Genomic DNA, 15,583 nt, shown 5'->3' on the forward strand with positions numbered 1-15,583 from the left:
CTCCCCGGGAGGTAGCCGTACTGCCGCTGGTCGTACGACGACCGGGGCCCCTCCCCGGAGCGAGTCTGTGAAGCACCCCCCGACCCGCTTGCGCGAAGGAGATGACCCGAGATGCAGACCCTGGCGAACTGGGACGGCGGTCCCGGCCCGTGGATCCTGTTCTTCCCCCTGTTCTGGGCGGCCGTCGTGATCGGCGCCGCGACCGTGCTGCGCCGCACCGTGCGACGCGGGCGCGGCGCGCCGTGGTGGCCCGCGGACGCCGGACGCCCGGCGGCCGACTCGCCGATCACGGTCCTCGGCCGGCGCTTCGCCACCGGCGAGATCGACGAGGACGAGTACTGGCGCCGGCTCTCCGTCCTGGACGAGCGGTTCGGCCGCGCGGGCAAGGACGGTGCCGCGTGACCGCCACGACCACCGCTCGCACCGCCGCGCGGGTCGCGGGCGGCGTCAAGGTGTACGGCCGTGGCGACACCGCCGTACGCGCCCTGGACGGCGTGGACGTCGATTTCCCGGCCGGCCGCTTCACCGCGATCATGGGACCGTCGGGCTCCGGCAAATCCACCCTGATGCACTGCGCCGCCGGACTCGACACGCTGACTTCGGGCGCCGCCTTCATCGGCGGCACCGAACTCGGCGCCCTGGACGACCGCCGCCTCACCCTGCTCCGCCGCGACCGGGTCGGGTTCGTCTTCCAGGCGTTCAACCTGGTGCCGACACTGAACGTCGCGGAGAACATCACCCTGCCGCTGGACCTGGCGGGCGGCGGGGGCGACCCGGAGTGGATCGACGCGCTCATCGATGTCGTCGGGCTGCGCGACCGGCTGCGCCACCGCCCCGCCGAACTCTCCGGCGGCCAGCAGCAACGCGTGGCTGTCGCCCGGGCGTTCGCCGGCCGCCCCGACGTCGTCTTCGCCGACGAGCCGACCGGCAACCTCGACTCCCGCTCCGGCGCGGAAGTCCTTGGCCTCCTCGGCCGCGCGGTACGGCAGATGGACCGCACGGTCGTCATGGTCACCCATGACCCGGTCGCCGCGGCCCACGCCGACGAGGTCGTCTTCCTCGCGGACGGCCGCCTCGTCGACCGCCTGCCCTCGCCGACCGCCGATGCGGTCCTGGACCGTATGAAAGCCTTCGAGGTGCGGTCGTGAACACCTCCGCACGCCTGAGCCTCGCCTCGCTGCGCGCCCACCGGCGCCGCTTCGCGGGCACGTTCCTCGCGGTGTTCCTCGGCGTCGCCTTCCTCGCCGGCACCCTGGTCATGGGCGACACGCTGCGCGCCAGTTTCGGCTCGATGTTCGGCGACGCGACCGCGGGCACGGACGCCGTCGTGCGGGGCGCCGACGCCATCACCACGCCCGGCGAGGCCCAGGGTGTGCGCAGCCCCGTCGACACGGCCCTGGTCAAGACCCTGGAACGGGTCCCCGGCGTCGCGGCGGCCGCGCCCAGCATCCAGGGCGCGGGCCAACTGCTCGGCGCCGACGGCCGACCGGTCGGCGGCCAGGGCCCGCCCACCCTCGCCGGCAACTGGATCACCGACCCGCGGCTCAACCCCTACCGGCTCGCCGAGGGCCGGCTCCCGGCGAAACACGGTGAGGTGGTCGTCAACCGGGGCGCCGCCGCGAAGGGCGGCCTGAAGATCGGTGACACCACGACGCTGCGCACCCCAGGTCCGGTCCGGGTGACGATCGTCGGGCTCGCCACCTTCGGCGGCGCGGACGGCATGGCGCAGGTGACGTTCACCGGCATGACACAGGCGGACGCCGAGAAGTACCTCACCGCACAGCCGGGCAAGGCGGCGAGCATCCAGGTGCGGGCCGGGCCCGGGGTGAGCCAGCGGGAACTCGTCGACCGGCTGACTCCCGTCCTGCCCAGGGGAGTCGAGGCCATCACCGGTCAGGCGTCGGCGCAGGAGAACACCGACATGATCTCCGGTCAGTTCCTCGGTGTGTTCACCACCTTCCTGCTGGTGTTCTCCGGAGTCGCCCTGCTCGTGGCGACCTTCTCCATCCACAACACCTTCGCCATCGTCGTCGCCCAACGCACCCGTGAGAACGCCCTGTTGCGTGCCCTGGGTGCCGCACGCGGCCAGGTCACGGCGGCCACCCTGGTGGAGGCGGGCGCCGTCGCCGTGTCGGCCTCCCTCGCCGGACTCGCCGGCGGCCTCGGGACGGCCGCCGGTCTGCAGGCTCTGTTCCCGGCCATCGGATTCCCCTTCCCGGAGGGCGACTTGGTCGTCAGGACCATGTCGCTGGCGCTGCCGCTCGCGGTCGGTGTGGTGGTCTGTCTCGGCTCCGCGCTGCTGCCCGCCGTACGGGCCGGGCGCACCGCTCCGCTGGCCGCGCTGCGCGAGAGTGCCGTCGACGCGTCGGGGGCCTCCCGGCCGCGCGCGGTCGTCGGCGCTCTTCTCGCGGCGTCGGCGCTCGCGACGACGCTCGTCGGCGTCCTGGTCATCCCGTCGGTGTGGCCGGCCGTACTCGGTGCGACGGCGGCGCTGGTGTCGTTTGTGGTGCTCGGCCCGGTCGCCTCCACCGCCGCCGTACGCGTCCTCGGCGGGCCCCTTCACCGGCTGCGCGGCGTCACCGGCTCGCTCGCCCGGCGCAATGCGCTGCGCAGTCCGCGGCGGACGGCCGCCACCGCGAGCGCGCTGATGATCGGCGTGGCCGTGGTCTCGCTGTTCACCGTGTTCGGTGCCTCCCTGAAGGCCACCATGGACGAGACCGTGGCCCGGTCCTTCGCGGGCGATGTCGCCGTCAGCACCCCGTCGTTCGGGGCGGGCGGCAGCGGGCTGAGCCCGGCGCTGGCCCCGGCGCTGCAACGGCTGCCCGAGGTCGGCACCGCCGTCGGGCTCGGCCGCGGCGTGGCGGAAGTGAACGGCAGCGGACGGGCGCTGACCGTCACCGACCCGGCCGCGCTGGCCCGCACCTTCGACCTCGGCACGGTCAGCGGATCGCTGCGCGGCCTCGGCGCCGACGGCATCGCGGTCACCCGGAAGGAGGCCGACCGGCAGGGTCTGGCCCTGGGCGGCATCGCCCGGCTCGCCTTCGCCGACGGCACCCGGGCGGACTTCACCGTGCGCGCGCTCTACGGCCGTTCGGAACTCGCCGGCGACTATGTGATCACCCGGGCGGCGTGGGCGCCGCACCGCACCCAGGACTCCGACCGCCTGGTGGCGGTGTCCTTCAAGGACGGCGTGAGCGCGGACACCGGGAGGGCCGCGGTGGTGAAGGCCGCCGCGCGGTACGGCGATCCCCAGGTGCAGACCCGCGAGGAGTACGCGCAGTCGTCGGCCGGCGGCATCGACATGATGCTGACGCTCGTCTACGCGCTGCTCGCTCTCGCGGTGTTCATCGCCGTGCTCGGCATCGCCAACACCCTGACGCTCGCCGTCCACGAACGCACCCGCGAGCTGGGCCTGCTCAGGGCCGTGGGCCAGACCCGGCCGCAACTGCGGTCCATGGTCCGCTGGGAGTCGGTCCTGGTCGCCGCCTTCGGCACGGCCGGCGGGATCGGTCTCGGCGCGTTCCTCGGCTGGGTGTTGGTGCGGGCGGCGGACGGCGCGAGCGACAGTGCCTTCGCCTTCGCGCTCGCGCCGGGGCGGCTCGGTGTGGTGGCCCTGGTGGGCCTGGCCGCAGGAGGGCTCGCGGGACTGCGTCCGGCCCGGCGGGCGGCCCGCCTGGACGTGCTGCGGGCCATCGCCGCCGAGTGACGGGCCAGGTCCTGTCGTCAAACATCGTGCGGCAGGCGGGGGTTTGAGGACAGGACCTAGGGGGAGGTCACCGCCCGGTCAGCCGGCAACGGCCGACCGGGCGGGAGCACGTGGCGCGGCGGCGGGCGCGCAGCCGATGGGTTCGACCTCCGGGAGACGGGGGGCGGGCCGTTCCCGGGCCGTACCGCGCGGAGCGCCCGCCCGCTGCGGTTTCGCCTCCGCGCGCGCCGGGAGCGTGAACCACACGACCTTCCCTTCGTCGCCGTCCGGTCGTGCGCCCCAGCTCTCGCTCAGCGCGGCCACCATGGCGAGCCCGCGCCCGCAGGTGTCCAGCGGTGCGACGTCCTTGAGGTCGGCCGCCACGGGCAGCCGCGGATCGTGGTCGCGTACGGAGACCGTCAGCCGGTCCGGCAGCAGCTCGATCTCCACGGTGCACGACTTGTCGGGCCGGGCGTGCTGGTGGACGTTGGTCAACAACTCCGTGACACCGAGCGCCGCCCGGTCGATCAACGGGTCCATATGCCAGTAGCGCAACTGCGCAGATACGATTCTGCGGATCTGGCCGATCCGCGACGGCAGGGCTTGCAGCTCCACCGTGCAGTGCCTGCTTGGGTGACTGATCACGGCTGCGACTCCCCGACATGAGGTCCGGAAGAACACGGAGTACGGATCCAGCGAGCGGCCGGTGTCCACGGTCGCCTGCTGTCATGTCCGGCGGGCTGGTTCACAGCGTTATCGCCGGTAAACCCAGAGTGACGTGAGACCAGAGTGACCCAGGACACAGAAGTGCGCAACTCGCCGTGACTCAGTCCCCGCGGCCCGCGGCCCGGCGCACCGCCTCGATGAACCGGCGCGCTGCGGGCGGCCCGGAGCGGCCGGGCGCGGGGTCCTCGTCGCCCAGCGTCAGCAGGTACCGGTGGCCGTTGAGGTCGGCCAGCGCCCGGTCGTCCGGGGCGAACCAGGGCTTGGAGGCGCGCACCGCCTGGACCGGCGCGCTGTCGATCTCGCTGCCGTAGCTGGTGAGCAGTTCCACCCTGCCGTCGCTGATCCGCACCTGCCCGGCCCGGGTGAGCGACCGCAGCCGCTTGTCTATCCGGACGCCCGTGGCCGTGAACTCCGGCTCCGCCATCCTTCCCCGCCCCCTCGCGTCTCTCGCCCGCCGGACCGGGACCCCGCCCCGGGCGGGACCGCCGCCGTCCGTCCGTTCCGTGATCCATTGTGCGCCTTCGCGCGGGGTGCGGCCCCCGCACCCCGAGCAGTCTGCCCGCACCCGGCGCCGAGCACCAGTGCGCGAAGTCCCCACGGGGGTCGCGCACGGAGCACGGGGCGCACTGCGCCCCCAGCGAGATGGCCGCACCACGCCTCCAGCCGCCTTTGAGCTGCCCAAAGGGCTGTTTATGCAGGTGGGAAGCGGTGCGCCGGCTGCTTATGATGCGAGGGTCCGGACGCCGTGGGCGTCGGCGGCACGCAGTGTAAGGAGCCACGTCGTGAGCACCACCCCACAGACCCGGACCGGCGAGACCCTGGACGCCGACCGCAGCGACGCCGCCTACCGCGCCTGGCTGAAGGAGGCCGTCCGCAAGGTCCAGGCCGACGCCAACCGCTCCGCCGACACCCATCTGCTGCGCTTCCCGCTGCCCGAGGGCTGGGGCATCGACCTCTATCTGAAGGACGAGTCGACCCACCCCACCGGCAGTCTCAAGCACCGGCTGGCGCGCTCGCTGTTCCTGTACGGCCTGTGCAACGGCTGGATCCGGCCCGGCCGGCCGGTGATCGAGGCGTCCAGCGGTTCGACGGCCGTGTCCGAGGCGTACTTCGCCAAGCTGATCGGTGTGCCCTTCATCGCGGTCATGCCCCGCACGACCAGCGCCGAGAAATGCCGCCTCATCGAGTTCCACGGCGGGCAGTGCCACTTCGTGGACGACTCACGGAAGATGTACGAGGAGTCGGCCCGGCTCGCGGTGGAGACCGGCGGTCACTACATGGACCAGTTCACCTACGCCGAGCGGGCCACGGACTGGCGCGGCAACAACAACATCGCCGAATCGATCTTCCGTCAGCTGGAGCTGGAGCGGTTCCCGGAGCCGGCGTGGATCGTGGCCACCGCGGGCACGGGCGGCACCTCCGCGACGATCGCGCGCTATGTGCACTACATGCAGTACGACACCCGCGTCTGCGTCGCCGACCCGGAGAACTCGTGCTTCTTCGAGGGCTGGACCACCGGCGATCCGGACGTCACCTGCGACTGCGGCTCGCGCATCGAGGGCATCGGCCGGCCGCGCATGGAGCCGAGCTTCGTGCCCGGCGCCATCGACCGCATGATGAAGGTCCCGGACGCGGCCAGTGTCGCCGCCGTACGGGCCCTGGACCGGGTCATCGGCCGCAAGGCGGGCGGATCGACGGGCACCGGCCTGTGGAGCGCGCTCAAGATCGTCTCCGAGATGGTCGCCGAGGGGAGCACCGGAAGCGTGGTCACCCTGCTGTGCGACCCGGGGGATCGCTACCTCGACAAGTACTACTCGGACACCTGGCTGCGGGAACAGGGCCTGGACATCGGGCCGTACACGTCCGCGATCGACACCCTGCTGACGACGGGGGCATGGCCGCGCTGAGGCCGGCGCAGGCGGCGGAGCACCGCCGCGGTTCGGCAGCGCCCCGAAGGGGCGCGGGGAACTGCGCGACCGGCCACAACGGTGCCGCGGGCGACCGACGGCATATCGCGCCGTTTCCAGCGGAGCGCTTGGCGGAGTTCGGGCCCGGAGGGGTGGCTACGCGGGGGCGGGGTCCGGTGGGCTTCGGTGGGTCAGGCGGTGGTCCAGCGCGGTGACCGCGGTGCGGAGCGCGCGGCCGGCGCCGGGGCGGGCCAGCCGGGCGGCGGCGCGGAAGAGTCCCGTCCCGTCGAGGGCGAACGTCATCCGCACGAGGGTGCCGGTGCCCACCGGGGCGAGCCGCCACTCCTCGACCCAGGCGCGGGCGCCCGGCGTGTTCGTCACGTCGACGCGGTACGCGTACACCTCGAAAGCCCGCGCCGCGATCACCGACTCCTGGAACCGCGTGCCGCCCCGCAGCCGGATCTCCCGCCCGCCCTCGGTCGCCCGGGCGGACGTCACCGCCGAGAACCACTGCGGCCAGCCGGACACGTCCTCGGCGAGCGCACGGAACACGGCGTCCGGCGCCGCGGCCATCTCGTGCGTGAACACCAGGCGTACCGGGGCCGTTTCGACGAAGCCGATCCCCACCGGGCGCAGACCGTGAGCCATGGCCGCGAATCACCTCGCGAAATCCCTTGGGCGAACAGGCGGTTGGCGGTACTGACCCGACCCAGCCTAGCTGACAGTACGTCAGTTGTCTGCGGCGTCCTCGGCCGGGGCACCCGCCACCACCAGCCGGCGCAAGTGCTCGGAGATCTCCGCACGCGCCGCCGCCGGCAGCCCCGCGTCGGTGACCAGTGTGTCGACCTGCTCCAGGGCCGCGAACGAACTCAGGCCCACCGTCCCCCACTTGGTGTGGTCCGCGACCACCACCACCCGCCGCGCCGACTGCACCAGCCGCCGGTTGGTCTCGGCCTCCGCGAGGTTCGGTGTCGACAGGCCGGCCTCGACCGATATCCCGTGCACACCGAGGAACAGCAGGTCGAAGTGGAGCGTCGCGATCGCCTGGTCGGCCACCGGCCCCACCAGCGAGTCGGACGGGGTACGCACCCCACCGGTCAGCACGACCGTCGCCGCGCCCACCCGCTGCCCCGAGGTGCGCTGCGCCGCGTGGAAGACGTCCGCGACCCGCACCGAGTTGGTCACCACCGTCAGATCCGGCACTTCGAGGAGCTGGTGCGCCAGCGCATAGGTCGTCGTGCCGCCCGACAGGGCGATCGCGGTGCCCGGCCCGACCAGCTCGGCGGCGGCCCGCGCGATGTCCTCCTTGGCGCTCAGCTCCAGCCCCGACTTGGCTTCGAAACCCGGCTCGTGCGTGCTCGCCTCGATGACCGGCACCGCACCGCCGTGCACCTTCTCCAGGACCCCCTGGCGGGCCAGCGCGTCCAGGTCGCGGCGCACGGTCATGTCCGACACACCGAGCCTGCGCGTCAGTTCGTTGACCCGGACGCCGCCGCGGCGCCGGACCTCGTCCAGGATCAGGGCGCGGCGCTGCTCCGCGAGGAGGTTCTGATTCTCGCTCACGTACGCTCCGGTCCTTTCGCCTCAGCCGTCCGACACGCCCGTCGCACCCGCTCCGACCAGGATGTTCCCTCGCGCCTTCGGTGCGCGGACGTCCCATCCTGCCACGGGTCGCTTCCCGTTGCGCCACCGCCCGCACCGACGCGTACCCACCCTTCGGACACCGTCCGTTCCACCGGTGGGCACCCGGATCGGGGAGATTCGGTGACGAGAGGTGTACGCGGCACCCGCGGCGGAGAGATCCTGAACGCCGCACGGACACAAGCCGTCGGCGCGTCATGGGGGAAGAGCAGAACAGTGGAGCGTGCGCAGCAGCAGACCGCGGCGGACGGGGCGGTCGGTACGGACGGCCCCGCTACGCGGCCCGGGACGGCCCCGGTCGACCTGGAACTCCTGGTCCACGGAGTGGGCGGCACCACACCCGAGGAGATGCTCGACGATCCGTGCACGGTGCGGATCACCGGTGACGACACGGCCGCCGTCTTCCGCCGCGCCGCGGACGTGGACGCGGAGCACCGGCCCGAGGACTACCGGGACAAACCGGTCCCCGAGGCGTACGTCTGGTGCAATCTCACCTCGGGCAACAGCGCCCGTGCCCTGTGGCTCCTGCTGCTGCCCTTCATGGTCGTCAACCTCGCCCACTGGATGCGGCCCGCCACCCGCGGCCACCGGCGGACGGTACGGCTGTACGGGCTGCTGGTGCGGCTCGCCGGCCTCACCCTCACGGTGCTGCTGGTGGCGGCGGCCTGCGAGGTCGCCCTGGACCTCGTGGCCTGGCAGTGCGCCGGCGTCGAGGCGTGCGCCGCGCGCCACTCCTGGCTGGGTTTCCTCTCGCCCGCCGCCTCCGGCGACGGCTGGTGGAGCCTACCCGGCCGCCGGCTCGCGCTGGCCGCCCTGGTGCCGGCCGCCCTGACCTTTCTGCTCTGGTACCTGTCACGGCGCACCTGGAGCGCCTACGAGTCCCAGCCGCCGCTGCCGCACCGTCCCGAGCCTGACGAACAGACGGAACCCACCGCGCTCGGCAGCCCCGGCTTCTGGTACGGGCGCCGGCTGGTGGCCCGGCTGCGCGCCGCCCACACCGCCGCGGGCCTGCTGACGGTGGCGGCGGCGGTCGTGGCCCCCGCCGCCCGCGTCGACCGCGGGCCGGGCGGCTCCGACGTCCTCGACACGCTCGGCCTGCTGCTGATCGCCGCGCTGTGCGGCACGGCGGCGGCCGTGCTCTGGGTGGTGTGCCGCCGCGGCCGCAGCGAGAACCGCCTGGACCAGGAACTCGACGAACACCTGGTACGCCGGCTGCCGCTGGCCGCCCTCGTCCTGCTCGGCCTCGCCCTGCCCTACGCGGGCTGGTCCCGGCCGGGCTGGCAGTCGGCCGGACGGCTGTCGCAGGACACCGCCTTCGGCGTCATCGCGCTGGCACAGGGCCTGCTGGTGGTCGTCATCGCCGTGGTCGCCCATCTGCTGCACCGCACCCCGCCCGCCGGCCCCGGACCCGCCGGCCGGCGGGCCGCCATGCGCGGACTGGGCGGGCCCGCCGTCGCACTGCTGGCCTGCGCGCTGGGCGGCGTGATGACGGGCGGCGTCGCCCAGCGCGTCGCCGACTGGCTGGACGGCACCGGCTCCTCCATCGACGGCCCGCCCGTGCTGCTGACCTGGCAGGCGTCCGTCATCCCGCCGCTCCTGGTGGCGCTGCTGGCGCTGGTCGTCTGGCTGTCCTGGCGCACCTGGCGGCTCAGGGGCGCGGAACGCGCCGCCGTGCGGCTCGACTACCCGAAGGAGCCGGCCGACCCGGCCACCACCCGCCGTATCGCGCGCACCCGGGCGATGGCCGCGCTCACCGACCGGGCGCCGCTGCTCGTCGCCGTGGTCTCCGCCACCACGCTGCTGCTCGGCGCCGCAGCGCTGGTGGGCGGCCTGGACACCGGGAAGACCCCCGGGGAGGCCGCCGCGCACACCTACGCCGTCGTGCGGGGCGCCGCCGAGACCGCGCAGGCCCTGGGCTCCTGGCTGATCGGGTTCGGCTTCGTCCTGTTCGTCACCTGGGGGCGCCGCGCCTACAAGGACCCCTCCGCACGGCGCACCATCGGCATCCTGTGGGACGTCGGCACCTTCTGGCCACGCGCCGCCCACCCCTTCGCACCGCCCTGCTACGCGGAGCGCGCGGTGCCCGACCTGACCTGGCGGATGGCGACCTGGACGCAGCACACCGGGGGACGCCTGGTGATCTCCGGACACTCCCAGGGCAGCGTCCTCGCGGCAGCCGCGGCCTGGCAGTTGACGCCGTCCGTGCGCAAGCGGGTCGCCCTGCTCACCTACGGCTCCCCGCTGGAGCGCCTGTACGGCCGCTGGTTCCCCGCCTACTTCGGCCCCGCCGAACTCGGCTCCCTGCACCGCGAGGTGGCCTGCTGGCGCAACCTGTACCGGCTCACCGACCCCATCGGCGGCCCGGTGCGGCTGCCCGGCGACCGCGGCCCGGACGTGGACCGCGGGCCGCTGAAGGACCCCCTCGCCTACGGCCGCACCCCCCGCCATCCGCTGCCCGCGCCCATCCTCGGCCACTCCGACTACCAGGCCGACCCGGCGTTCGCGGAGGAACGGGAGCGGCTGCTGGCCCGGTTGCGCCCGGACGTACCCGGCCAGCGCCCGGAACCGGCGGCCTGACCGGGGCCGTCGCCGTTCAGGGCAGATCCGGCAGGTCCTCCGGATACAGCAGCGTCAGATCGTCGGTGCTCGGCTCGGTGAGCTGGGCGACCCGGCTCGCGTGCCGCTCCACCATCGCCTCGAACGTCTGCCGGGCGGTGCGGCCGTTGCCGAACGCGGCACCTTTGGGAAGCACCGTGAAGTACTTCAGCAGCGCTTCCGAGGCGCCCTGCGCCAGCCGGTACTCGTGCTCGTCGGCCTGCTGCTCCACGATCCGCAGCAACTCCTCGGGACCGTAGTCACCGAAGGTGATGGTCCGGGAGAAGCGGGAGGCCACACCCGGGTTGACGGTCAGGAACCGTTCCATCTCCGCCGTGTAGCCCGCGACGATCACCACCACCGCGTCCCGGTGGTCCTCCATCAGCTTGACCAGGGTGTCGATGGCCTCCTTGCCGAAGTCCCGGCCGGCGTCCTGCGGCGAGAGCGCGTACGCCTCGTCGATGAACAGCACACCGCCACGGGCCCGTTCGAAGGCATCCTGGGTGCGGATCGCGGTGGACCCGATGTGCTCGCCCACCAGGTCGACCCGGGACACCTCGACGAGGTGTCCCTTCTCCAGCACGCCGAGGGAGGCGAGGATCTCGCCGTAGAGCCGGGCCACCGTGGTCTTGCCGGTGCCGGGGGAGCCGGTGAACACCAGATGGCGCTTGACCGAGGCCGCCTTCAGACCCGCCTCACGGCGGCGCCTGCCCACCTCGATCATGTCGGTGAGCGCCCGGACCTCGCGCTTGACGCTGTCCAGGCCGACGAGGGCGTCGAGTTCACCGAGCACGTCCTGGGAGGTCCGCGCCGGCCGCTCCGGCTCCGCTGCGGCGACCAGCGGTTCCTGCTCGCTGCTGCGCTGCCCGGGGATCGAGCCCAGCAGCCCGGCGGAGGCACCGGTCGCCTGCACGGCGGTCTCCCGGGCCACGGGCGGCCTGAGCCCGCCGCCGCTCTCGTCGCTGGTGCAGTCCTCCACGACCGGGCCCGTGCCGGCGGCCGCGTCGGGGCCGGCCTCCGCGAACTCGTAGCCGCCGCGCGCGCAGCGCTCCGTGCGGCACTTCCTCAGCGTCGTACGGCAGCCGTCTATCACATGGAAGCCGTAGCCGCCGCTGCCCGTCACCCGGCAGTCCAGGAAGCTGCCGCGGCCCCCGGCCGACACATAGAAGCCGGCCTCCGCGGGGCCGTCCACCGTGCACCGCTCGATCGTGGGATCCGCGCCCTTGGTGACGATCACACCGGTCTGGGTGCCGTCCAGGGTGCAGTTGTTGAGGGTGCCGCCGCTGCCGTGGTCGCGGAACCAGGCGCCGGTGGCGGCCTCCCGGATGCGGCAGTCGTCGAGCTGCGCGGTCGCCCCGTCGCTCACCGACACGGCGGTGTTGCGCACCTGGGACAGGTCGCTGTCCACCACGTCCGCTCGGGAGCCGCGGTCCAGGACGAACAGGGCGTCCGGCACGTCGTGCACCCGGCAGGAGTCCAGCACCGCGGTCGCGCCGTCGCTCACCCACACCGCGGGGTAGTCGCCCGTGCTGTCGAAGATCTCGCACTGGTTGGCGTCCACGCGGGTGCCCGGGTCCCATACCGACAGGCCGTTGCGCCCGAACTGCCGCACCGTCGTCCGGGTCAGCGTGAGCACCGAACGGGAGCGCAGGTCGACCGCGTTCTCCGGGATGTCATGGATGCGGCAGTCGGCGAGGGTCAGCACGGCGTCCGTGTCGAGCGTGACCCCGTCCGCGGCCGTGCGGTGCACATCGCAGTCGGTGAGGTGTGCCGTGGCCCGCGCGGTGACCTGGGCACCGGCCCCGCGCACCTCGTAGACCTCGCAGCCCACCGCTTCCAGCGCGGAGTTCTCGCCCGTCACGGTCAGGCCCACGCCCGAGGCGTGGTGCACCCGGCAGCGCTCCAGCCGGGGGTGCGCGCCGCCGCGCACCGCGACGCCCGCCTGACCGGCCGCCACCACCTCGCAGTCCTCGAACACCCCGGCCCCGCCGTCGAGTACGGCGATGCCGATGCCCGCGGGATTGTCCACGGTGCAGCGCCGCACGGTCGGCCGGGCGGCGCCGCGCACCTCCAGGCCCGACGCGGACCGGGTGACGACCCGCACGTCCCGCAGCTCGGGTGTGCCCTCCTCGACGAGCAGCGCGGGCGCGGCGGCGTCCTGGCCCTCCACGAGCAGGTCGTGCACCACGGCCGAGGCGCGCACCGTCAGCGGCACCCCGTCGACGGGGGCGATCCGCACCGAGCCGGGCGAGCCCTCGGGGCCGCGCAGCGTCACCGCCCGCTGGATCACCAGGTTCTCCCGGTAGGTGCCGGGAGCGACGGTGAGGACATCGCCGTCGGCGGCGGCCTCCAGGGCGGCGGCGAGCGAAGCGTACTCACCCGTGCGGCGCCGCCACCGCGATGTGCCGGTGTGCGTCACCTGGACCGTGCCCTGTGCCATGGCGTTGCTGTGCCCCCACCTCGTGGTACGTGGCTCGTTCGCCTCGGGACGCACGGCCGGTGCCGCGGGTCCCTGCGGCGCGTCGCGCGCGGGTCGTCGCCGAGTGTCTCGGCCGGTCCACCGTAGCGTGCGCGCGGGCGGTGGGATGACCAGAGGTGGCAGGCCGTCAACTGCCGGTGCCTGCCTTGCCCCAGTCCGGGCCCGCCCGATCCCATGCCTGGTCCCAGCGCGCGTACCGGCGGCGGACCATGCGCCAGACGACCGTCCGTCTGACGCCCTCGACCACGCCCGCCGTCAGCAGCGCCGCGCCGAACCCGGCCAGCACCGCGTGGGTCGTCGCCGTCGCGGAGTCCAGCGGTCGGGCGACCGTGCGGCCGTGCGCGTCCGTCCACAGCGTGAAGTGGTCGCCCGGGTGCGGGGAGGTCAGGCGTGACAGGGTCGGGCCGTGCACCCTGGTGCCGTCCGGGGCGGTCCACTCGGCCAGGACGCGGCTGCGCGGGTCATGGCCCATGGGGGTGTCCGGGTCGGGCTCCGGCAGGGCGTCGCCCAGCTTGCGCACCACGGTCGCCGTGATCAGATGCCGGGACTGCTGCTGGGCCCGCACCGACCGCTGGAGGGTGTCCTGCGCCGCGGTGCCGGCGAACGAGCCGGCCACGGGCGCGGCCACCGCGATCAGCAGCAGCGCTCCGAGGGCCAGCCAAGCCTCGGCCAGATCGGTCGCGCGGCGCAGTGGGTTGTGCCGCCAGCGCCAGAGACCGCTGATTGCCCGCAACCTTCCGCACCCCCTTCCCGCTCCGTGATAACCCCTCGCGGAGCCGTTCATCCGCGGGCCCGGCCGAAGAGAGAGCGAAATCACCTCAGCTCCTGCTCATCGTCGACCGAGACCTCTCATGAACTTCTCACACCATCGCAACGACCGGGTGACGGCGCCCGGTTCCCCGGCAGGACGGGATCGAGCCAACGCGGACCGCCCGTCGGGAGGCGGCCCGGCCCGGCGGCGGCGCGACTGCCGGGGGCCCCGGCACCGGGTTTTCGGCGTCCGTTCCGGCGCGCGGCGTCCCGGCGTCCCCGTCTCGCACCACGCCCCGTAAGTGGCCTGAAGATCCTGGAATCGCGCGGCCGAGCGCCCGGAAGGAACGCGGGGCTGTATCAGCGTGTGGCCCGGCCGCCGGCCACGCCGCCGCGGTCGGCCGACGGCGCGGCACGGCCCTTCCCGCGCAGCGCTCAGGCGAGGATGCGCACCGGGTCGCCGACCCGGATGGTGCCGGTCGAGCGGGGCACCAGGTTCTGGCCGAAGACCAGCGAGCGGCCGATGCGGCGGTGGCGCGCCAGCGTGCGCAGGGGTTCCGCGCCGCGCGCGGCGGTGCCCTGGTCGGTCGTCGTCACGACGCACCGCCCGCAGGGCTTGGCGACCCGGAAGACCACCTCGCCGATGGCGATGCGCGACCAGTCGTCCTCGGCCCAGGGCCGCGTGCCGGCCACGACCACGCTCGGCCGGAAGCGGTTCATGGGCAGCGGGCCCTCGTGTGCGTGGTCGCCCTGGGCCACCAGCGAGTTGAGGGCGTCGAGGGAGGCGAGCGTGGTCACGAGCAGCGGATAGCCGTCGGCGAGGCTGACCGTCTCGCCGGGCAGTGCGTGGTCCGGGTCGATCGGGCGGCGCGTGGCCGGGTCGTCCAGGTGGACCAGGCGGACGTCCGCGCCCAGGAATCCGGCGCACCACGCGTGCGCGGCACCGTCCGCGGGGACGGCCTCCACCTTGGTGCCGAAGACGGTCACCGTCACCGTGGCCCCCGGCGCCGGGACCGGCACCGTCAGCGGTTCCCTCCCGGCCGCGGACAGCCGGACGCCGCCGCCGGCCACGGGCTCGGCGGCGGCCAGCGCGAGGCGCGGCTCCTCGCGTTGTGTGACGACCTTTCCCCCGTCGTCGATCAGCGCCCAGCGCCGGTCTCCGGCCAGCCCCCAGGGCTCCACGGCGGCCTCCCGGGGCGCGACGCCCCGGAACGCCTTGACCGGATGGACGTGGATCGAGTGCAGTGTGGCGTTCCCCATGCCGTCATCGTGCCAGCGGGCACCGGCGGCCGGGGAAGACCGGTCAGTAGCCGCGGTACTGCTGCTGGTTGTTGTACGGGTCCTGGTAGGGAGCCGGAGCGGGCCGTGGGGCCGCGGGGCGCATCGCCTCGTAGCCGGTGCCCTGTGCCGTCGGCCGCGGCTGCGGGGGCTGCTGGCCGGGGTAGCCGCGCGGGGCGGTGGCCTGCTGCGGGATGTACGCCGTGGGCGCCTGCTGCAACGGAGCGGGCTGCGGCGCCTGCTGGTAGCCGTAGTGGGGTGCCGGCTGGGAGGGTCCCGCCGGGAGCGCGGGCAGGGCCGACGGCAGCGCGGGCAGGTTGCTGCCCGGCGTGTCGTAGGCCGCGGGAACCCGGATCGGGGCGATCTGCGGGGTGCCCCGCTCGGCCACGAGCGAGTCGTAGATCGGGGTGTCCGGGAAGGAGGCGGAGTAGTAGCCGCCGCCATAAGTGGAGCGGGGGGAGGTCATGGCACATAAGTTAAGCCCACGATGTGCTGGTTGGGGAGACCGATAAGAGGGTTGTT

At 73.9% G+C, this 15,583-nt stretch carries 13 protein-coding genes; 5 read left to right on the top strand and 8 right to left on the bottom strand.

From position 1 onward, the window contains the following. Positions 1-111: 111 nt before the first annotated feature. The 3 genes from ACIRFL_RS11480 to ACIRFL_RS11490 are packed head-to-tail and all read left to right on the top strand — an operon-like array spanning position 112 to position 3,706. Entirely contained in the window at positions 112-402 is a 291-nt protein-coding gene (locus ACIRFL_RS11480; RefSeq protein ID WP_404026659.1) for an SHOCT domain-containing protein, read from the top strand. Then, entirely contained in the window at positions 399-1,148 is a 750-nt protein-coding gene (locus ACIRFL_RS11485) for an ABC transporter ATP-binding protein (protein ID WP_404026661.1), read from the top strand. Before ACIRFL_RS11480 ends, ACIRFL_RS11485 begins: the two co-directional genes overlap by 4 nt. Further along, positions 1,145-3,706 carry an ABC transporter permease gene (locus ACIRFL_RS11490; protein WP_404026664.1) on the top strand — a complete coding sequence of 854 codons (2,562 nt, stop codon included), beginning with the start codon at positions 1,145-1,147 and terminating at the stop codon, positions 3,704-3,706. The genes ACIRFL_RS11485 and ACIRFL_RS11490 overlap by 4 nt, the downstream gene beginning before the upstream one ends. Before the next feature lie 78 nt (positions 3,707-3,784). Here the strand turns inward: ACIRFL_RS11490 and ACIRFL_RS11495 are convergent, their stop codons facing one another. After that, positions 3,785-4,330 (bottom strand): ATP-binding protein, encoded by a 546-nt coding sequence (locus ACIRFL_RS11495; protein ID WP_404026666.1) that lies wholly within the window; start codon positions 4,328-4,330, stop codon positions 3,785-3,787. Positions 4,331-4,511: 181 nt separating this feature from the next. Then, positions 4,512-4,835 carry a hypothetical protein gene (locus tag ACIRFL_RS11500; RefSeq protein ID WP_404026669.1) on the bottom strand — a complete coding sequence of 108 codons (324 nt, stop codon included), beginning with the start codon at positions 4,833-4,835 and terminating at the stop codon, positions 4,512-4,514. Positions 4,836-5,193: 358 nt separating this feature from the next. Between ACIRFL_RS11500 and ACIRFL_RS11505 the strand changes: the two genes are divergently transcribed. After that, positions 5,194-6,318, top strand: a complete 1,125-nt coding sequence (locus ACIRFL_RS11505) for a PLP-dependent cysteine synthase family protein (RefSeq protein WP_404026670.1) — start codon at positions 5,194-5,196, stop codon at positions 6,316-6,318. Positions 6,319-6,474: 156 nt separating this feature from the next. Here ACIRFL_RS11505 and ACIRFL_RS11510 read toward each other — a convergent pair whose 3' ends face one another. Both ACIRFL_RS11510 and ACIRFL_RS11515 read right to left on the bottom strand, forming a co-directional pair. Next, on the bottom strand, positions 6,475-6,966 hold the full coding sequence (locus tag ACIRFL_RS11510; protein WP_404026672.1) for an SRPBCC family protein: 492 nt from the start codon (positions 6,964-6,966) through the stop codon (positions 6,475-6,477). Positions 6,967-7,047: 81 nt separating this feature from the next. Next, positions 7,048-7,881: a DeoR/GlpR family DNA-binding transcription regulator gene (locus tag ACIRFL_RS11515; RefSeq protein WP_404026675.1), complete on the bottom strand. Its 834-nt coding sequence runs from the start codon at positions 7,879-7,881 to the stop codon at positions 7,048-7,050. Positions 7,882-8,175: 294 nt separating this feature from the next. Here ACIRFL_RS11515 and ACIRFL_RS11520 point away from each other — a divergent pair, with 294 nt between their 5' ends. After that, entirely contained in the window at positions 8,176-10,536 is a 2,361-nt protein-coding gene (locus ACIRFL_RS11520) for a hypothetical protein (protein WP_404026977.1), read from the top strand. 16 nt (positions 10,537-10,552) lie between these two features. Here ACIRFL_RS11520 and ACIRFL_RS11525 read toward each other — a convergent pair whose 3' ends face one another. The 4 genes from ACIRFL_RS11525 to ACIRFL_RS11540 all read right to left on the bottom strand — a co-directional run bounded on the left by ACIRFL_RS11525 (position 10,553) and on the right by ACIRFL_RS11540 (position 15,527). Continuing rightward, a complete protein-coding gene (locus ACIRFL_RS11525; RefSeq protein ID WP_404026677.1) occupies positions 10,553-12,994 on the bottom strand; it encodes a right-handed parallel beta-helix repeat-containing protein in 2,442 nt (813 codons plus the stop codon). A 166-nt stretch (positions 12,995-13,160) separates the two neighbouring features. Beyond that, the gene (locus ACIRFL_RS11530; protein WP_404026679.1) at positions 13,161-13,766 is read right to left on the bottom strand and encodes a hypothetical protein; all 606 of its coding nucleotides are present in this window, start codon (positions 13,764-13,766) and stop codon (positions 13,161-13,163) included. A 452-nt stretch (positions 13,767-14,218) separates the two neighbouring features. Continuing rightward, a complete protein-coding gene (locus tag ACIRFL_RS11535) occupies positions 14,219-15,043 on the bottom strand; it encodes an MOSC domain-containing protein (protein ID WP_404026681.1) in 825 nt (274 codons plus the stop codon). Between the two features lie 43 nt (positions 15,044-15,086). Beyond that, complete coding sequence (locus ACIRFL_RS11540) at positions 15,087-15,527, bottom strand: DUF6643 family protein (RefSeq protein ID WP_404026682.1); 441 nt, start codon at positions 15,525-15,527, stop codon at positions 15,087-15,089. Positions 15,528-15,583 lie beyond the last annotated feature (56 nt).

The sequence above is a fragment of the Streptomyces sp. NPDC102462 genome, assembly GCF_044765425.1.
Taxonomy (GTDB): domain Bacteria; phylum Actinomycetota; class Actinomycetes; order Streptomycetales; family Streptomycetaceae; genus Streptomyces.

Bases quoted from the DNA above. Each gene is read 5' to 3' on its own strand.
- ACIRFL_RS11480 (WP_404026659.1), top strand. From the start codon at position 112: ATGCAGACCCTGGCGAACTGGGACGGCGGTCCCGGCCCGTGGATCCTG.
- ACIRFL_RS11500 (WP_404026669.1), bottom strand. From the start codon at position 4,835: ATGGCGGAGCCGGAGTTCACGGCCACGGGCGTCCGGATAGACAAGCGG.
- ACIRFL_RS11510 (WP_404026672.1), bottom strand. From the start codon at position 6,966: ATGGCTCACGGTCTGCGCCCGGTGGGGATCGGCTTCGTCGAAACGGCC.
- ACIRFL_RS11525 (WP_404026677.1), bottom strand. From the start codon at position 12,994: ATGGCACAGGGCACGGTCCAGGTGACGCACACCGGCACATCGCGGTGG.
- ACIRFL_RS11535 (WP_404026681.1), bottom strand. From the start codon at position 15,043: ATGGGGAACGCCACACTGCACTCGATCCACGTCCATCCGGTCAAGGCG.
- ACIRFL_RS11540 (WP_404026682.1), bottom strand. From the start codon at position 15,527: ATGACCTCCCCCCGCTCCACTTATGGCGGCGGCTACTACTCCGCCTCC.